Origin of the sequence: Legionella busanensis (assembly GCF_900461525.1) — a bacterium.
Taxonomy (GTDB): domain Bacteria; phylum Pseudomonadota; class Gammaproteobacteria; order Legionellales; family Legionellaceae; genus Legionella_C; species Legionella_C busanensis.
Map to the genome: position 1 here is coordinate 79,124 of NZ_UGOD01000002.1, position 17,922 is coordinate 97,045.

The window sequence follows — 17,922 nt, forward strand, 5'->3', positions numbered from 1 at the left end:
AAGTATATGCTGACCATTAAGCCTCTTAAGAAAGCTAAAGATGCACAACATTATTATAGTGAAAAGGATAATTATTACCTTACTGACAAAGACACGCTAAAAGATTCTTCTTTGTGGATGGGAAATGGTGCTACGGAGCTCGGTTTAAGGGGAGTTGTTGAACCAAGCCGTTTTTTAAGTTTATTAAATGGTGAGCTTCCTAATGGTAAAGCTTTAGGGATTGTTAAGAATGGTGTTAGGGAGCATCGGGCAGGTACCGATATAACGCTATCTGCCCCAAAATCAGTCTCTATCCTCGCTCTTGTTGGTCAGGATGAGCGTATAATTCGAGCCCATCAAACAGCGGTTCAAACTACTTTTTTAAGAATTGAAGCGATGGCTGCTGAAGCAAGAATTACATTTAACAAGGAAACGGCTTTTGAAAAGACGAATAATCTGACTGCAGCCACCTTTCTCCATACTTCATCGAGAGATCTCGATCCTGATTTACATACTCACATCATTATTATGAACATAACCAAACGCCTTGACGAGCAATGGCGAGCGCTTTCATCAAGAACTAAAGAAGATAGAGAAAATCTAGATCATGGCTTTCGAGAAATTATTTATCAAAACCAGCATTATTTTGGTTTGGTGTATATGTCTACTTTGGCGAAAGAAATAAGGGAGCTTGGTTACGATATAAGGATTAAAGACATTTATGGCAATTTTGAAATAGAAGGCATACCAGAAGAATTAATCAAAGATTTATCAAAACGTAGGGAGGAAATCATTCATGATATGAAAGAAAAGGGCTATTTTAGTGCAAAAGCAGCTGAGATTTCCAATGGTGTGACTAGGAAGAAAAAAGCTGATATTGACAGCATAAGCCTGTTAGCTAAATGGCTTGAAGAAATTAAAACGTATGATGTTAATCTTGACGCGCTAATAACCACATCAAAGAATAAAGAAAATCGAGCTATTTATGGCAATACATTACCACAAATTAAAGAATTTATTAGTCGAGATGTCAAAGAGGCGATACAAGATGCAATAGCTCATTTATCTGAATATAACATGCAGATAAAACATGCAACTTTAGTCAGGCTAGCCTTTAGTTTTGCAGCAGGTAAAATTGATCATAATGAAATTGAACAGGAAATAGATAACCTCCTTCAATCAGGTAAGCTATCTGGGAAGGAATTCGAATATTATACTACCAAGGAGCTCCTTGAAAAGGAAAAGGAGTTTACTAGGGTTTTGCTTGCTAATCCTAAAGATACAATCGCTCTTGAAACTTCAGGTACAGGTAGTGCAGCAGCTATATTATCTCAAAAGCAAAGAATCCAGGTGGTTGATGTTAATGGGTTAGCTAATCAGAAAACGTTAATTCAAGATTTTGTAGATATTGCGGATAGAAATAAAGTTAATGTTTATGTTCTTCATCAAGGTCGCAATCAAGTTGAGATACTAAGCAATGAAATAAAAAGAACAAATAATAGCTTATTTTCATGGCTTATGAACCTATTCAAAGATGATATTGTTCATACGGTTGGAGGATTTAAATATCATTATGGTAAAACGCTTAATACAGATGAGAAAGAAAGTCTTATTATTGTTCATGACGCACAAAAAATTTCAATAGATGATCTAAATTCATTAAATAACATCAGCAGCAGAAGTCGAGGGCGATTAATTTTATTAAATAACATTGAATCAACCTTAGGCTATAGTCCTGGCAACCCTATCAAGACGTTGAAAGAAAATGGCATCAATCATACCTTATGCTTAAGTGCTCGAAAAAATATATCTGTTAACCTCCATTTGAGTAAAAATCCTGAAAATGATTTGATAAAGACCTGGATGGGTTATGACAGAAAAACGCAGATTAATTCAACTATCGTTGCTTTAACGAATAGACAATTATCTGAGTTAAACACACATGTTCGAGAGGAACTCATCCATCGAGGAATAATCGGAAATAAGCAAGAAATTATTGATGTGTTGTCGGCCATAAATTTAACTCAGGCACAAAAACAGCACAGTAAATTCTTTGCAGTAGGCGATAGGATTACATTTAAGGCATTTACAAAAAATCAGACACACTATACGGTCAAAAGTATTGAAGATAGCAAACTCATTTTGGAAAGCGATTCAAACATAGAAAGCAAATTTAATCTTAGAGGAGCAGATGAGTTCATTGTCTCTCGTAAAAAAGGCCTAAATTTGGCAATAGGAGATGTTATTACTAATGATCGTTTAATTATTTTTAAAAATAATCGTATTGAAAAGGGAGGGCGCTTTCAAATACTTGATATGAATGTAAAAAGTATACATCTTAAACATGAAAGCAATATTCTCGTTATCGATAGGGAATCTTTTTCCAGTAACTATTTTTCCTATGGCTATTGCAAGAAATTAAATGGGCTTAAAGGCAAAGAAGAAAATATCCTTATTAGTGCAAAACCACATCAGTTAAATAAGAATTTAAGTGGTGAACTTTCCGAATATGCTAAGAATATCTTACTGTTTACTACTAATCTCAATAAAGCTCAAAATTTTCTCGATAGCGAACAAATTAAATGGACAGCAGCAGATATTCTTAAAAAAACGCCTGATACTATTTATCGTAATGCATCTTACGCAGATAAAATCATAGAAAAAGATATCAAGCTCTTACTCAAAAATATTGAAATCAGAGATTCGTTAGATAGAAAAGAAGTAGCTAAAATGGCTGTATCTTACGCTATAGCTAAATGTGCTGAGAGACAAGCCGCATTTAAGCATAGTGAATTGATGCTGCATGCGTTAAAACACGCGTTAGGTAAGGCTGATTTTAATGATATTTCGCCTATTCTTAAAGAGCGGATCAAAATCTTAGATTTAGTTCATTTAGATACCTGTTGGACAACAAAAGATGCCTTAATTCTGGAAGAAGACATTATACGTGCTAACTTTTCTGAACAAGGAAAAGTAGCACCTATCATGCGCAATTTAAATCAAGTTACTCTCCCTCATAAATTAACCCAAGGACAGCGCCAAGCCATACTACAAGCTATTTCAACTACAGACAGATTTGTTTCTGTTCAAGGTCTTGCAGGCGTGGGTAAAACCACAATGATGCAGCAAATACAGGACATTGCGGTAACGAATGGATTTCAAGTATTAGGACTTGCACCTACACACCAGGCAAAATCTGAGTTGATTAAACAAGGTATTCAAGCCTTAACTATCGATCATTTTTTAACAAATGAAACATCCATTAATGATAAATCACTCCTTATTATTGATGAAGCTTCTATGATAGATAATGTTAAGTATCATGAACTACAAAAGAGAATAATTAGTGGCAATGCTCGTGGTATTTTTACTGGAGATATTACACAGCTACAATCTTTGGCAAGCGGCATACCGCATGAGCTAACTATAAAAACACAGTCTCAAAAAGTTGTTTTCATGGATGAGATCATGCGCCAAAATCCTAATCCAGAGCTTAAAAGAGCAGCAGAATTTGCATCTCGCCGTGAAATTAGAAGGGCTTTCGAAGTGTTAGGTAAGATAGATCCTGAAAAATATATTACTCGAGACAAACCATTCGTGCATAAGCTTAAGTCTTCTATAATAGAGATTCCCTGTGCGCTTAATGAAGAGGGCCAAAAGGACTATAAACCTATCTATAAAGCCATCGCTAATGACTACTTAAGTCGAACAACAAATTGCCAAGAACAAACAATCGTTATTGTTCATGCTCATAAAGACAGAGACACTATTGATACACTTATTAGGCATGGTTTAAAAAGACAAAATCAAATAAGCCAAGATGGCCAAAAAATAAATCGTCTTTTTTCTAAGAGTATGGATAAAGCCGATATGTTGTATATCGAAAATTTTCGTCCTGGTGATATTTTGCGTTTCGGTAAAACATACCACGCTGTCCAAAGAAATGAGTATCTTACTGTATCAGAAGTCAATAAAAATAATAATGAATTGATATGTAAGACAATAGATGGCATAACCCTTAATATTAAACCAAATACGTTAATACACGCAAAAGCCGCTTTATACAGCCATGCCCAATTTGAGCTAGCCTGTGGTGACAAGATTCGGTTGAAACTTAGCAATGAAGAGAAAGGCCATGTTTCTAATCGGCAATATACCGTTGCCTCTATTAAAGACAATATAGTTTGGCTCAAAAATGGGGAAGAACAATTAAAACTTGATACCAAAAACCCATGCGATCAACATTGGGATTATGCTTATACTAATACAGCTTATTCGAGTCAAGGGGCAACAACTAAATTAGCAATTGCGCTAGAGCTTGAAAATAGGGTAGTGGTCACGACACACCGTTCTCATGAAATTGATATTACTCGCGCTTCAGATCAGGTATCTATTTATACTGATAATGCTAAGAATCTTGTAGACAGGCTTGAAAATAAAATCAAGCAACGTCATGTCGATAAAACTTCTGCCATCATTGAAGCCGACTGTTACTTAGAAGATAAAAAACAAACCTTGAAGGTAGGAAAAGGGCTCTTATCACGTCGGGAAACGATAACTAATGAGCGTATGTTTTCAAAAGAAACGAAGAAAGAAATACGTGTGGTAGCTCAAGGAAACAACGTTCATATCGATGCAGATCACATTCTAAGTTGCTTAAATCAGCAAGGTAATAGGCTCGCTATATCTCTCTTAGGTGAGCCTAATACTCACCTATCTAACAATCGAGAATTACGATATGGGTCTAAAGGAAGTCTAAAAATTAACCTAGATAAAGGGCTTTGGTATAATTTTGAAACAGGTGAATCAGGCAATTTTTTTCAACTGATTCAAAATGAATTGCAACTTAAAAATTTTAAAGAAACATTGGATTTTGCTGTTAAATTTACTCATCACATTCCAATTCAGAAATACGTCAAGCACCAAGATGTCTCGAAGGACAGCCTTAAGAATAAGCCTGATAAAAAAATAGGAATGCGTGATAGGGCCTCTGAGCTATATGCTAAATCAAAGCCAATAAAAGGGAGCATCATTGAAAAATACCTCATCGTGCATCGAGGCATTCATCACTTCGAAAACTCAGACCTACGCTACTGTCCTTCAGTTCCATCAAAGAAAGATGGTCAAGGCTGCTATTCACCCGCACTCTTAGCCTTTGCAAAAGATAAAGAAGGCAATATAAACCACGTCCAGGTTACAAGAATCAATCAACAAACAGCGAATAAAGATAAGATGCTTGATATTACCAAACAAACGTATGGCACGATGAACGGTTTTGCAGTGAACCTCAATCATAAAGGAGAAGGGGAGGTTACTTACTTAACAGAAGGGATAGAAACAGGCTTAAGTATTCTTGAAACCAACCCAAAAGCCCGCGTTTATAGCACACTTGGTAAGCAAAATTTTTATACTATTAATACGGACTATTTAAGCAAAGAAGTCATCATGTGCTTTGATAATGATGGTGATAATTCCTTTAAACACCTTAAGGGAAAGGAATCAAATGTATTGATTGATGCGGCAACTAGATTGGTAGATAAAGGATTTAACGTCTTGATATCGCTATCTAAAATTAAAAATCGTGATCTCAATGATGTACTTCTTGACCAGGGGGTAAAGGGGGTCGAAAATGAGCTTAAACTGTTAATATCCGTCGATGAATTTAAAAAACTCTGTGCTGACTTTAATAAAAAAATAAACCTAGATTCTGTAAATAAAGAGATTAACTTAAACGTCGATAAAATCCATAAACCTGATTTTTTAAAGGCTATAAATCAACCAGAACTCGCCAATAAGGGCTTAATTGAAAGGATAAAGTATCTGTCCATAAATAAGAACCTACCAGACCAAGCGCAAGCTGTTCAAGAGCCAAAGGTACATAAAAAGATAGAGATCGCTCGAGAACTATAATTATTAATTATTGACCTGTTTTGTGGCCTTTAAGATATCCTTCAACAATCCGCTCAATTAAAGCAACGGCAGTCTCTGCATCATAAACACCCAGTCTTGATTTTTCTCGATTAAATACAGATGAGAGTATTTCAATTAATAATTCATTGGCTCGAACACTATTTTCTAATAAAAAAGAGGTAATATTGTCTTGCTTTTCTTCAAGAGAATTTAGAAGAACTTGCGCGCCAATTGACAGCATTTCAGCTGCTATCGATTCCTTTGATTTTCCTTTTCGCTGAGAAATATCTTCTATTTTTTCTATAACATCTGCGCCAACATCAATTGTTATTTCCATAGTGAAATGCCTTGCTCTAAAGGTATGGTTTTAAGGCCAATTCCGTTAATTTTAAATTTTACTTCTTTATAAGAAAGTGACTGAAATCCACTAAAGTTATCATTTAAATATTGAAGTGTTGATTGCTTAACAATATTAATATCCTCACTTTTAAATTGATTGGCCATTAACAAACTTTGAAATTGATTTTGAAAAAGAAGATGGGGTATTGAAGCATGTATTTGCTCAATCATTTTTCGAATAACAAGCAAATCTTCTTCTTCGTTTTTATTGGTTTTAATCTCATGATGAAGACAATAAGCTAATAAAAATTTTAATGCTTTGGCAGGAGAAAGCTCATCGTTGCCTCGCTTTTTTAAATCATGCTTGTCGGCTAAATTGTGAAGATACTCCATCTCTTTAGGTGTTAATCTTAAGGTTAAAACATCTTGTTCATTCATAATTTTCTTTTAAGAAGTCTATATCAACTAAATAATACAATAGTATACATTAAGATTACAACTGTATTACAAAAAATTAATATCATTTAATATCAATAAGTTAAAATAATAATTTGTAATACTATTGTAATTATTCATCTTGTTGGGAAAAATGGTAAAAAATAGGTAAATTAAAAAATTATTATATTTTTCAAATGGTTATATTAGGACTTGTCTGGCAATTATCTTGCGTGGTGTGTGTAGAATTAGAATCTTGTTATTTTATTTTTACTTTGTACGGCCTAGTAGCGGCTGTTTTATCTTATTTATTTTTTTACTTTTGAAAGCGCATTTTAATTGCGTGATTGTCATTGAATATGGTTTAAAGGATTTTTAGGAAAATTGTAATTAGTTTATTAATAATTATTATTTATGTTTAAATAAGAGGAACAGTAGGTATTTAATTTTTTTTCATTTTAGAATAAAAAAATAATTTAATCAGTTTTTTTTATCTTTAAGTTATTAAATATCTGCAACTCCAAAGTAGAAATTTTTATACTAAAAAGCGTCTTGAAAATCATCATTAGTAATCCGTTAGTTAAAGTCAATTTTTGTATTCAAATAAAGAAAATATTTAAATAAAAAATTAAGATTATTTATAATAAATTATTGAATTTTCAAGGAGTTATTGATAATATAGAAGGGTAGTTAAGCGTGATATTTAGTTGCGACTAACAGCTAAACATCACTAATCAAAAACACTATTGGAGTAGTGAAATGACTATCTTTAATTTACCAAAACTTCTTTCCCCCATCAAATCCTTTTTCTCTCGTTCAAAGAAAGGACAAGTTTATCTAAGTTCTTTAGAGCGTGCCTATATGGAGCAAGCAGCCGAACTTATGCGATTAAAACATCGTCTAAATAACGCGTAATTTTCTTTTAGATACGATAACAACTTCAAAAGGATTCTCTATGTTAGCTATCTCACCAACACTTATAACAGATAGACACCGTCTTGATTTTTTACCTCATCATTTTGGCCGTTGGCATGGCATTGCTGAGTCGACCCTTTATAAGGTGCTTGCCGAGTTTTGTAATCAATATGAGGGCGCTTACTGGCACTTTTACAAACTTAGCAATCAAGGTCTTTATATGGCGCCTGAGATACCAGGACCCTTAAAGCTCTATATTCCAGGAAATGGCTATCAAGGTGAGGTTAGTGCAGATGCAGCAGGCATTATTGCTACTCTCTATATGCTTAATTATCTTTGTAACCGCAGCCAATCAGAGATGTTTTTACATTTATATGATTTATTACTTGATTATGCCTGTGAGCACTCAGAGAGAAAGAAAATAGTGGCTGCCATTGATTAATGTTAGCTTCCCCGGCTTGGGGGAGCAAAGAAACCTAAAAAACTGGAGAAATGGTAGCATATATGTTACTATAATTATAATGAAAATAAAAATAGAACAATTTATAACAACAGAGGGAATCAACCCTTTTGAAAATTGGTTTAATAAGCTCAATGCCATTGCTGCAGCGAAAGTAACAACAGCACTTTATCGAATGGAAATGGGTAATTTTTCAAACGTAAAGAGTGTGGGTGGTGGTGTGTTTGAATTCAAAATTGATTTTGGTCCAGGATATCGCATTTATTTTGGCCAAGATGGCGACGAGCTTGTAATTTTAGTGGGCGGAAGTACAAAAAGCCAACAAGACAAAGCGATTAAGCAGGCTAAATTGCATTGGCAAGCTTATAAGCAGTTAAAAAAGAGAGGTAATTAAGATGGCCTTAACGAAAGCGTTTAAATCTACCGTTCGAGAAAGAGCGCAACACGATGCGGACTTTCGCCAAGCTTTATTGATAGAGGCAGTCAACGCGCTACTTACAGATGATATTGAGCTCGCTAAATCACTTTTACGCGATTACATTAACGCAACCATTTCTTTTGAGCCTCTAGCCAAGACGATGGATAAAAATAGTAAAAGTTTGCAACGAATGTTTAGCGCGTCAGGTAATCCAACTGCTAAATCATTATTTTCTGTTATTAATATTTTGCAGAAAGAAGAAGGTATTAAATTGACTGTCAATGCCGCACATTAAGGACAAGCATTATATTGCGCTCCAGGGGAATTCGCTAAGTCTGGCTAGCGGGTTAACCAGACTTGCGAATCTTTCTTAAATAAGAAATTTAACTTTCAAGAAACCTTTGCTTATAAAAACCTTACAGGATATTTTCTTTGACCTTGATATATCTATTATAAAGGTCAAAGGAGAGGGATCGAAAACTTAAAGCTAAGAATATAAATTAAATAACTTAATTAATAAATTGAGCTGATTGTTTATCTTCTAAATATTTATCTTCATTCCCACTAGATTTAGGCTTACTATCTAAATTAAATAGAAAACCTCTATATTGTGATTGATAAAAATCTACATTAAACAGCTCTTTTTTAGTAGTTTGTGGTATTGTAAGTTCGTCAGTGACGGCCTTGACAAACAAATCTAGTATTTCCTGACTATCCGACTTAATACCCCAAAGGCCGCAAAAATATGGCTTATTAAGTACGGGATAAATATTTTTTATATTTAATTTTTCAGCTATATAAATTAGCATGTCTTTTGTGTTATTACTTATTTGTTCGTTAGTAATCATGGGATTTTTAGGGTCACTTGTATTTTTTCCCCAATTATTCGCTAATAACTGAACAGTAGCATTTATCGCACTCGAAAGATTCTCGACAAATTTATTACGTGCTTGTGAATCAAAAATATTAGTATGATGAATAACAATATTCCCGGTAAATTCATCTGGCCATGAATACCAAAATGATTTATCTGTCATTTCATTCATACCTGTTCTAACCATATAGTTAAAAATGAATTCCTCTTCCTTATTAATAGCGATTGTTAACGAATACTCTGATTCTAATTCACTTAGAACCCATTGAGTTTCTTGCATCTTCTCTAGTAGTTTCTTTACTTCTTGACCAATTGTTAACATATTTTTGACTCCATATTAAATAGGTATTAAAAATTCTGAATAACTCGATATCAGTTGATGATTACAAAAATTTTTTGGTTAATTATTTATGGGTAATTTAAAGAACTACTAGAGATGCTAAGCATAAACATTATCAGTATCGTCCTCTAATTTAATTAGTTATAAGTACCGCTATAAATCATTGGGTCGCAATTTGATATCAAAGTGCGCATATGATACTCATTTTAATTTTGTAGATGAAGTATTTTTAAATTTTTAAGACAGGTGAATAAATTAATAATCTAAATTAAGTCTGGTTATCGCAGTAATCAGACTTATCTTAGATTATTGATACGCGGATTCAACCATCTAGTGCAACCGCACTTTTTTCATCATCTGTTTTCGCCAAAAATAACATAGTTGGTGTTTGAAAGCCTAATGTTTTTCTCGGTCTGTCATTGAGTTTAGCCATAATTGTTTTTAAGTATTCGTCAGTAATGGATTCAAAGGTTGCGCCTTTTTTTAAGTATTGGCGTACCAATCCGTTGGTATTTTCATTAAGTCCACGTTCCCAAGATGAATAAGGATGAGCGAAGAAAAAATCGGTGTTTAATTGCTTAGCTATTATTTCATGTTTGGCAAATTCGCTACCATTGTCAGCGGTAATGGATAAAACCGAGTTAGGATATCGCTTTAAAGCATCTATCGTGGCTAAGCTTACATTTTCAGCAGTCTTTCTGTTAACCTTTTTAAGGATAGTAAACTTAGTCTTTCGTTCAACGATTGAAACCACGGCATGCTTACGATTCTTGCCAATAATGGTATCAATCTCCCAATCACCTATACGCCCTTTTTCATCCACGACTTTAGGTCTTTCATCAATGAATCGCCTGTTTCTGATTGGCCCTTGACGTTTGGGGCTACCATAGCGTTTACGATACTTCTTTTGTTGGTGTCTTAAATGTTTAAACAGGTTTCCGCCGTGTTTCTTGTTCGCTAAAATAAACTGATAAATCCATTCACCACTTAAATGAAATAATCCCTTACGCTTAGCATAACCGCTGATTTGTTCAGGACTCCATCTTGCTTTAACTTCTCGATAATAAATGCCTTAACCTCCTCCTTGGCTTTAATGTGCTTTGGTTTGTCTCGCTGCCTATCATCAGCGTACTTTTGAGCATAATTTGCTTTATAGGTCCAATAACCTAAGCGTGTTCGAACAAAGGTTAGATTGCGATTAAGCTCCCTACTTATTGTCGATTTATGTACACCTAGTTCAGCTGCTATTTGTTGCTGTGTATAGCCTGCATACACAAAAGCTTGGATCTTACATCGCTTAAGATAGTCCAAATGCTTGTAACCCATTCTAACAACTCCTGTACTAAAGCAGATTGAAGTTTACCCTTTTCATCTGTCTTTTTTATATACAAAAGTTGCACTAATTTGTTGAATCCAAGATAGATACGTAATAGATTTTTTTATACTTATACCCTACTTTATTAATGTTTTTAAAATTAGGGTTTTATTAATAGGTTAAGAGACCAATACCGGAAATTTAAATGATATATTTCGCTCATTAATGGGGCAAAGATTACTTCTCACCCACTAGTATTGTGACAAGGAATTAAATATTTTTGAAATAGGATCAAAGCTCTGACCTGTTATTAGGTCAGTAACTTTCCTCTTTTAATTAATTTGCCATCTATTTATATATGGTTAATCGATTTTTCCGAATTTTAATTGTGTGTATTTGATTTTTTAGCTAAAAGTGAAAGGAAAATGAAATAAACACCATTAATATAGTATAAAATATAAATCAATTGTATAATTTTAATTAATGAACACTTAGGGATGGTAATATTAAGTTTTCGAAATGGCTAACTGAAGTATGATTATCTACTATCTATGGTAATCTTTCTTTCATAAATATTATATATAGGGCTCTACTCTTCTTATGGCTGACAAGATACTCTCTTATAAAACGATTTTACGTATAGATTATCCTCCGTCTTTTAAACTCTTGGACCACTTTGGAAAATTTAGTGAAATTGTATATTCTACCACTCAGAATAAACCATATAGCGAGCCAAATACTGACATAAATTTGACTCAACATTCGGTGGTTACAACAGCCAAATATAAAGAGGATGCATTTAAATTTATTCTTTCATTAAAATCGCTCGTTATTGTTATTGAGCATAGTAAAGGAATTGAAATTTCTGAAATCCCTCAACATCCTACATTAAAATTAGCAGATAAGGTGTTGAATGAGTTTGATCCGGAAATTTTTAATAAAATAAATCGTATAGGTTTTCGGACCTGGGTTATTCTTGTTAAAGAAAAGTTTTCTTTTGATAAAATAAGACAAACATTAATTAAATCTAATTCTTCGCTTGAGCAAGCATTATCTAAAAATTTCAACCATACTGATGATGTAGCAATTACTTTTGAGTCAAAGCACCAAAACAATAGTGATGAATGTAGAATTAGTGTAGGACCTTACCGGGCTTTAGAGTCAAACAGGTATTTTTCATTACCAATAGAGGTAGACGAAGGATTTATGATGGATATCGATGTTTGGCAGAGAAACTGTGAAATACCTAGATTATCTCTAGCAAAAAGCTCTAGGCATTATTTTAAGTTAATTAGTGACAATGCAGATCAAATATGTAAGGCCTTAGGAGAGATGATTAATGGTTAATATAGCTATAAATGAAACGCTTGATCAAAAACTAGAAGATGAGAAGAAAGATCTCTTCGCTACGGCATCTGATAATCCTTTAAGAAATTTTTATAGTTTGAGTACTGAGGATTCACAATTAAAAGTTTTCAATGTTAAACAGGCTGAAGTAAATTCTACTTCCCTTATTTCAGAAGAGGTTGAAGTACTTCATTCCATAAAAGCAGTAATTTATGAGGTTTTAGAAGATAACTTTAAACTTAAAATTGGCGAGGATACGTTTATTAATATACCGAATAGTGTTTTTCCTGATAAATTAGGTATTATAAAATATGGTCAAAATATTATTTATTCTATTAAAAAAAGATCTAATGGTAGAAGGTTTCAAGATATTGAAATTGATTACGAAGCCTCAGAAAACCCATACAAAAATAGAGTTTTACAAGTTTTAGAAAACATTCCCTATAAAGATGAAAGCTAATATTCATTTCTTTGATGTGAAACATGGGGATGCAATAGTTGTTGAGTATATCGTCATGGATTCTTCTCACTGGATTGTAATTGACTGTAACCATGTAAAAAGAAATGATAAATCAATAAATCCAACCCTAGAATTTTTGAGGTTAAATAAAGTAAAAAAGATTGATGCTGTAATTATAACTCATTTACCCTAGCTAAATAACTTGTTTTCTTTAGCTCATTTATCCAGATGTGAAGCGTAGCTGATGGTATACCTAGTTCTTTGGCAAGTATGGCCTATGGAGATGGAGGAAGAGTTTAAAGCTAATTTAATTGCTTCTTGTTTAAATTCTTTTGTATATTTTCTTGTCGACCTTGTCATTAACGATTCTCCCCTTTTAATTGACTCGTAGTTTATCAAACTTACGTGTCTACTAAAGTGGGGCAAGATTATTTATCCCTTAACATTTTATCATTTAAGGTTTTGAGACAAAATTACATTTTAAGGGTGGTATATGAAATTCGGTTATGCTCGCGTCTCCACTCTTACGACAATCTTCCAACGAATGAAATGATTTATCTCTAGAGTTTGGAGAGACTCTAAAGACTACTGTTACTCGCTCCTGCTCAATTTCGACTTGTTTAATTAAAACTTCAAAGATACTGAGCTTTCATTTTCCCAATCAATTAGCTCCAAATTATCTTTAATTTTTTCAAAGAATTTTTCTAAAGTTCTTATTAAAAATCTCAATTCATGCTGCTCATTTTTGTTATTAACTATATTAAATAACTGCTGTTCAATATTGATTAATCGAACTCACGTTGAATAGAATAATTGAGAAATGCCTAACAAGTTAGTAATGAAATAATATCACTCTGTTTTTAATTCCTGGATAGGTTAAATTTTAATTTTTAGCCAAAAAAAGGGCGTAATCGTTTGGCAGCAGCGCGCTGTTCCAGTTGCTCAGAAGTCATTGAGTGATCAAACTTTTTGATGGGGTAATTAGATCGTAGCTGATAGGTACTTGGCATTAAATGAAGTACTTTTGAAGTTTCTTTTAGCAAAGCATTCAGTTGATAGTCTATTAAGGGTGTTTTATTTACTTGGAGATAGAGTTGCTTTGCCTGCCCAAGACCATGAATGATGGCTTGGTGGAAGTGTGAAATGGGACCTCTTAATGCCGCAATGTAATCAAAAATAGGCTCTCCGGCTTGTAGTTTCATAAGTTGCTCTATTTCTGGATCCAACTTCTCAAGTACGTTTAGAAACTGCTTCTGTTTGGTAAGGAGCCTGGACAATTCTCGGGTTATAAGGTGAGGTTTTTGAGGGTTTTTGTTTTTTAATGTAAAAGAGGCATGATTAATTTTATAACGAGCAACAATTTTGGAAAGAGAGCCAGTTAAGATAGCTAAAATATTTAAGATTTGTTTTAAATCTTCATTTCCTACAGCATAGGCTAACCGATCGATATTCACTTTGTCTGTCTGCGAAGCTTGGATTCCAAGAAAATAAAGTAAACTATGATCTAGCTTTAACAAAAAGCTCAAGGCATCTTCGCAGCTTAAACGATACTGCAGTGTTAATTGAATAGTAAGAATTTTATTATCTCCATTCAACGAACCTTCATTCTCAGTATCAGTTGTTACTTGAAGCAGTTTGGTTAGAATAGATTGCGTCTCATTAAGATATAAATTTGCGTCACTAATTAAAAGGTTAATGTTGTTAGAGATGCTATTCATTGATTTTAGTCTTAAGCGTTGAGGTATTTACCCAGTAAATAGGACCTAATTTTCTTTCAAAATTACTTATATTTTCCAATGTTGTTGCAGCAATATTTTGAATTGCTTCTTGTGTAAAAAACCCTTGATGACCTGTGATGAGTACATTAGGAAAAGTTTGCAGTCTACAAAAAACATCATCATTAATAATTTCGTAGGAATGATTTTCGAAAAATAATGACTCCTCTTCTTCATATACATCCATCCCTAAATAACCTAATTTTTTACTTTTTAGAGCCATGATAACTGCCTTTGTGTCCAAAAGTTTGCCTCGACCAGTATTAATAAGCATAGCCCCCTGTTTCATTTTTTCTAAGGCTTGAGAATTGATCATATGGTATGAACTGTCATTCAACGGACAGTGTAAACTGACTATATCTGAAGTTGCTAGTAAGGTATCTAAACTCACATAGGTAACACCAAGCTTTATGCAATCTTCATTTTGTTGTGGGTCAAATGCAAGAATTTTGCAACCAAAACCATAAAGAATATGGGCTAATGCAGAGCCTATTTGCCCTGTACCAACAATACCTACCGTCTTTTGGTATAAGTTAAATCCCATTAGTCCATTGAGGGAAAAATCGCCCTCTCTCACTCTATTGTGGGCATGATGAATTTTTCGATTAAGGCATAAAATTAATGCCACAGTATGTTCTGCTATGGCTTGTGGTGAATAAGAGGGTACCCTACAAACACGAATTCCTTTCTCCTGTGCATAAGTATAATCAACATGGTTATACCCCGCAGAGCGTAAAACAATTAGCTGCACACCCCGCTCAGCAAGCCCATCAATTACTTTGCCATCAATGGAGTCATTCACAAAACAGCATACTGCGTCTGTTGGGGCAACGGCACCAATACTTTCCGAATTCAAATGAAAATCAAAATAATTAATTTCATGATTATGAAGTTGATTTATTTCGTCGAAAATAGCTCGTTCATATTTTTGTGTACTAAAAAAAGAAATTTTCATCATAGTTATAATTTAGGCAAAGGTGGATTTTATCCTATCAGGATAACCTTTTGCCAGTATTTACGTATAGACAGAATCGTTGATAAATACACTATAAAACTCTGGCTTTGAATATACCTAATACAATATTGATAAGACAGGGCGAAATAAGTCTCTGTATACCTCGCCTTGTATTAAGCTTCATAAGCTCCATCAAATTACCTTTCCTTTTTAGGCTCGCTGTATAGGAGGGTTATACTAAAAGTGATAAGAATTTCATCCCCTTTTCACGAGGCTTGAAGTTTAATGGTACGAAAACGTACTTGGTTTATTCAATATTTTTAATAGCTTTTAGAATAATTAGCTCAAGGCTTTTGCTCTCTAATAAAATCTAAATTAACTGTACTATTTTTATAATTAAACAACACATTATCCTTTGACTAAAATTTTAAATATGATCGAAAAAACTTTTTTGGATGATAGCCTTTATTTATAGTCTAGGGAGGAAATTAAATAGGCATTCAAATAAAGTTGCATTTAAAATACATCTTTAATATAATATCTCTGTATTTCGTATACAGGGGCCTACAAATGCCAGTACTTCACAGACCTGCTAAAACCGTGAGTGATAAAATTGCTTTTGCTCTGGTGAAATTTTTTCGATTTTTTGCTGATACCTTTTTCCAGAAACGCTATGGTAACCGGGCCATCGTACTTGAAACGGTCGCTGCAGTACCTGGTATGGTTGGCGCGGCTTTACTCCATTTGCGTTGTCTAAGAAAGATTAAAAATGATGAGGGTTGGATTAAAACGTTATTGGATGAAGCGGAAAATGAAAGGATGCATCTAATTACCTTTATGTATATTGCCAAACCTAATTGGTTTGAACGATTTATTATTTTTATAGCACAGGCTATTTTTGTGGTTTTATACCTCTTTATGTATGTCGTTTCATCAAAAACAGCCCATCGTTTTGTGGGCTACCTTGAGGAAGAAGCTGTCGTCAGTTATACCCATTATTTAGAAGAATTAGATAAAGGTCACATTGAAAATAGTCCCGCACCTGAAATTGCTAAAAATTATTGGGGCCTTGCTTCAGATGCACGCTTACGTGATGTCCTTTTAGTTGTTCGTGAGGATGAGGCTCAACATCGCGATGTAAATCATCAATTGGCTGACAAACTTGCAAAAAATCGTACTCTTTTAACTAAGCTTAAATCAGAAAATAGATAATAAAATTAACTAAAAAATAATTAATGAATTCCAGCCCTATTAGTAGAACTTCAAAAATTAACAACAAAAAATGGTTATCACTTCTTGGTATTTCCTATTCTATCAGCACCCTGCTCTCTTTCAGATTTTTTCACCTTTCTGCCACAAAAAGAGGAACTTTATCATGTTTATTAAAAGACCCTTCTCAGGCTTGCTTGGTCTATTGCTTGCGCAGAACATTGATGTTTAATGTACTGTTTACTTTTGGACATATTTATCCTTTTATTTTTAGGCTAATTTAAATTTTATGTCTTAATTTTTTAATTTATCACTTGATATTCAATAAAATAGACAGTTCACTTTTGTTATACAGAACATCAGCCAGCGTGTATCGTTTTAAAATACCCATAAAGGTAGCTTGAGCTTCATGTAATATGCCCTTTAATTTACATACAGGTGCAATACAGCAGTTAGCCTTGAGTTTATTAAAGCATGGTACTAAATCAAAATGAGGTTCCAATTGGCTAATCAATTGTCCTAGATTAATTGTTTCAGGTTGGATTGCCATTAAAATACCACCATTTTTGCCGCGAGTAGTTTTGATCAATCCGAGCTTGGATAGATTATGGATGATTTTAATCATGTGATTATTTGAAATGCCATAAGTCTCAGTAATGTCTTTAATTGTGCATGACTCTTTTCTAAGGGCGATATAAATTAATGCCCGTAATGAGTAATCTGTAAACTGTGTAAACTGCATAATCAATTCCTACTTGTTAATTGACTTCAATACTTTCTTTTTATAAGATGCATTTAAAATATATCTTTATGGAGTATATCATGTCTAAAACATTATTTGAGCGATTAGGTGGACAAAATGCCGTTAATATTGCTGTTGATATCTTCTATCGTAAAATGTTAACAGACGATAGAGTAAGACATTTTTTTGATGATGTGGATATCGAAAAACAAATCATTAAACAAAAAGGCTTTTTAACCATGGTTTTTGGTGGGCCCAATTACTATGAAGGAAAAGACATGCGGGAAGGTCATCGCCACTTAATTAAACGAGGGTTAAATGATACACATGTTGAAATCGTTATTGAACACTTAGGGGAAACCTTACGAGAAATAGGTGCTAACGAGGAAGATATTCAAAAAGTAGCCTCTATCGCTAATAGCGTACGTGATGATGTATTAGATAGGTAA

15 protein-coding genes and 1 pseudogene are annotated in these 17,922 nt (G+C 33.5%); 9 read left to right on the forward strand and 7 right to left on the reverse strand.

The features are described from left to right. The first annotated feature begins 6 nt into the window (after positions 1-6). On the forward strand, positions 7-5,889 hold the full coding sequence (gene traI, locus DYH30_RS15550) for a conjugative transfer relaxase/helicase TraI (RefSeq protein WP_115332680.1): 5,883 nt from the start codon (positions 7-9) through the stop codon (positions 5,887-5,889). 7 nt (positions 5,890-5,896) lie between these two features. On the opposite strand, the gene DYH30_RS15555 is transcribed toward traI, so the two are convergent. Both DYH30_RS15555 and DYH30_RS15560 read right to left on the reverse strand, forming a co-directional pair. Next, on the reverse strand, positions 5,897-6,226 hold the full coding sequence (locus tag DYH30_RS15555; RefSeq protein ID WP_115332681.1) for a hypothetical protein: 330 nt from the start codon (positions 6,224-6,226) through the stop codon (positions 5,897-5,899). Beyond that, entirely contained in the window at positions 6,217-6,666 is a 450-nt protein-coding gene (locus DYH30_RS15560; RefSeq protein WP_115332682.1) for a hypothetical protein, read from the reverse strand. Before DYH30_RS15560 ends, DYH30_RS15555 begins: the two co-directional genes overlap by 10 nt. A 756-nt stretch (positions 6,667-7,422) precedes the next feature. Here DYH30_RS15560 and DYH30_RS18080 point away from each other — a divergent pair. The 4 genes from DYH30_RS18080 to DYH30_RS15575 are packed head-to-tail and all read left to right on the forward strand — an operon-like array spanning position 7,423 to position 8,751. After that, the gene (locus tag DYH30_RS18080) at positions 7,423-7,578 is read left to right on the forward strand and encodes a hypothetical protein (RefSeq protein ID WP_160116232.1); all 156 of its coding nucleotides are present in this window, start codon (positions 7,423-7,425) and stop codon (positions 7,576-7,578) included. A 40-nt stretch (positions 7,579-7,618) separates the two neighbouring features. Then, positions 7,619-8,020, forward strand: coding sequence for an antirestriction protein (locus DYH30_RS15565; protein ID WP_115332683.1), 402 nt, complete (start codon positions 7,619-7,621; stop codon positions 8,018-8,020). Then, positions 8,013-8,432 (forward strand): type II toxin-antitoxin system RelE/ParE family toxin, encoded by a 420-nt coding sequence (locus tag DYH30_RS15570; RefSeq protein ID WP_244917903.1) that lies wholly within the window; start codon positions 8,013-8,015, stop codon positions 8,430-8,432. The genes DYH30_RS15565 and DYH30_RS15570 overlap by 8 nt, the downstream gene beginning before the upstream one ends. Position 8,433: 1 nt before the next feature. Continuing rightward, positions 8,434-8,751, forward strand: coding sequence for a transcriptional regulator (locus DYH30_RS15575; protein ID WP_115332685.1), 318 nt, complete (start codon positions 8,434-8,436; stop codon positions 8,749-8,751). A 214-nt stretch (positions 8,752-8,965) separates the two neighbouring features. Here the strand turns inward: DYH30_RS15575 and DYH30_RS15580 are convergent, their stop codons facing one another. Both DYH30_RS15580 and DYH30_RS15585 read right to left on the reverse strand, forming a co-directional pair. After that, entirely contained in the window at positions 8,966-9,652 is a 687-nt protein-coding gene (locus DYH30_RS15580) for a hypothetical protein (RefSeq protein WP_115332686.1), read from the reverse strand. A gap of 340 nt (positions 9,653-9,992) precedes the next feature. Further along, positions 9,993-10,996 (reverse strand): annotated as a pseudogene (locus DYH30_RS15585) (IS30 family transposase). Positions 10,997-11,585: 589 nt separating this feature from the next. Between DYH30_RS15585 and DYH30_RS15590 the strand changes: the two are divergent. Both DYH30_RS15590 and DYH30_RS15595 read left to right on the forward strand, forming a co-directional pair. After that, positions 11,586-12,332, forward strand: coding sequence for a hypothetical protein (locus DYH30_RS15590; RefSeq protein WP_115332687.1), 747 nt, complete (start codon positions 11,586-11,588; stop codon positions 12,330-12,332). Then, on the forward strand, positions 12,325-12,792 hold the full coding sequence (locus tag DYH30_RS15595) for a hypothetical protein (RefSeq protein ID WP_115332688.1): 468 nt from the start codon (positions 12,325-12,327) through the stop codon (positions 12,790-12,792). The genes DYH30_RS15590 and DYH30_RS15595 overlap by 8 nt, the downstream gene beginning before the upstream one ends. Before the next feature lie 890 nt (positions 12,793-13,682). Here DYH30_RS15595 and DYH30_RS15605 read toward each other — a convergent pair. Next, positions 13,683-14,510 (reverse strand): hypothetical protein, encoded by an 828-nt coding sequence (locus tag DYH30_RS15605; protein WP_115332690.1) that lies wholly within the window; start codon positions 14,508-14,510, stop codon positions 13,683-13,685. Beyond that, positions 14,503-15,525: a 2-hydroxyacid dehydrogenase gene (locus DYH30_RS15610; protein WP_207385814.1), complete on the reverse strand. Its 1,023-nt coding sequence runs from the start codon at positions 15,523-15,525 to the stop codon at positions 14,503-14,505. The genes DYH30_RS15605 and DYH30_RS15610 overlap by 8 nt, the downstream gene beginning before the upstream one ends. A gap of 567 nt (positions 15,526-16,092) precedes the next feature. Here DYH30_RS15610 and DYH30_RS15615 point away from each other — a divergent pair. Continuing rightward, on the forward strand, positions 16,093-16,734 hold the full coding sequence (locus DYH30_RS15615) for an alternative oxidase (protein ID WP_115332692.1): 642 nt from the start codon (positions 16,093-16,095) through the stop codon (positions 16,732-16,734). 307 nt (positions 16,735-17,041) lie between these two features. On the opposite strand, the gene DYH30_RS15620 is transcribed toward DYH30_RS15615, so the two are convergent. Further along, entirely contained in the window at positions 17,042-17,473 is a 432-nt protein-coding gene (locus DYH30_RS15620; protein WP_115332693.1) for an Rrf2 family transcriptional regulator, read from the reverse strand. An 80-nt stretch (positions 17,474-17,553) separates the two neighbouring features. Here DYH30_RS15620 and DYH30_RS15625 point away from each other — a divergent pair, with 80 nt between their 5' ends. Next, positions 17,554-17,922 carry a group I truncated hemoglobin gene (locus DYH30_RS15625; RefSeq protein WP_165482194.1) on the forward strand — a complete coding sequence of 123 codons (369 nt, stop codon included), beginning with the start codon at positions 17,554-17,556 and terminating at the stop codon, positions 17,920-17,922.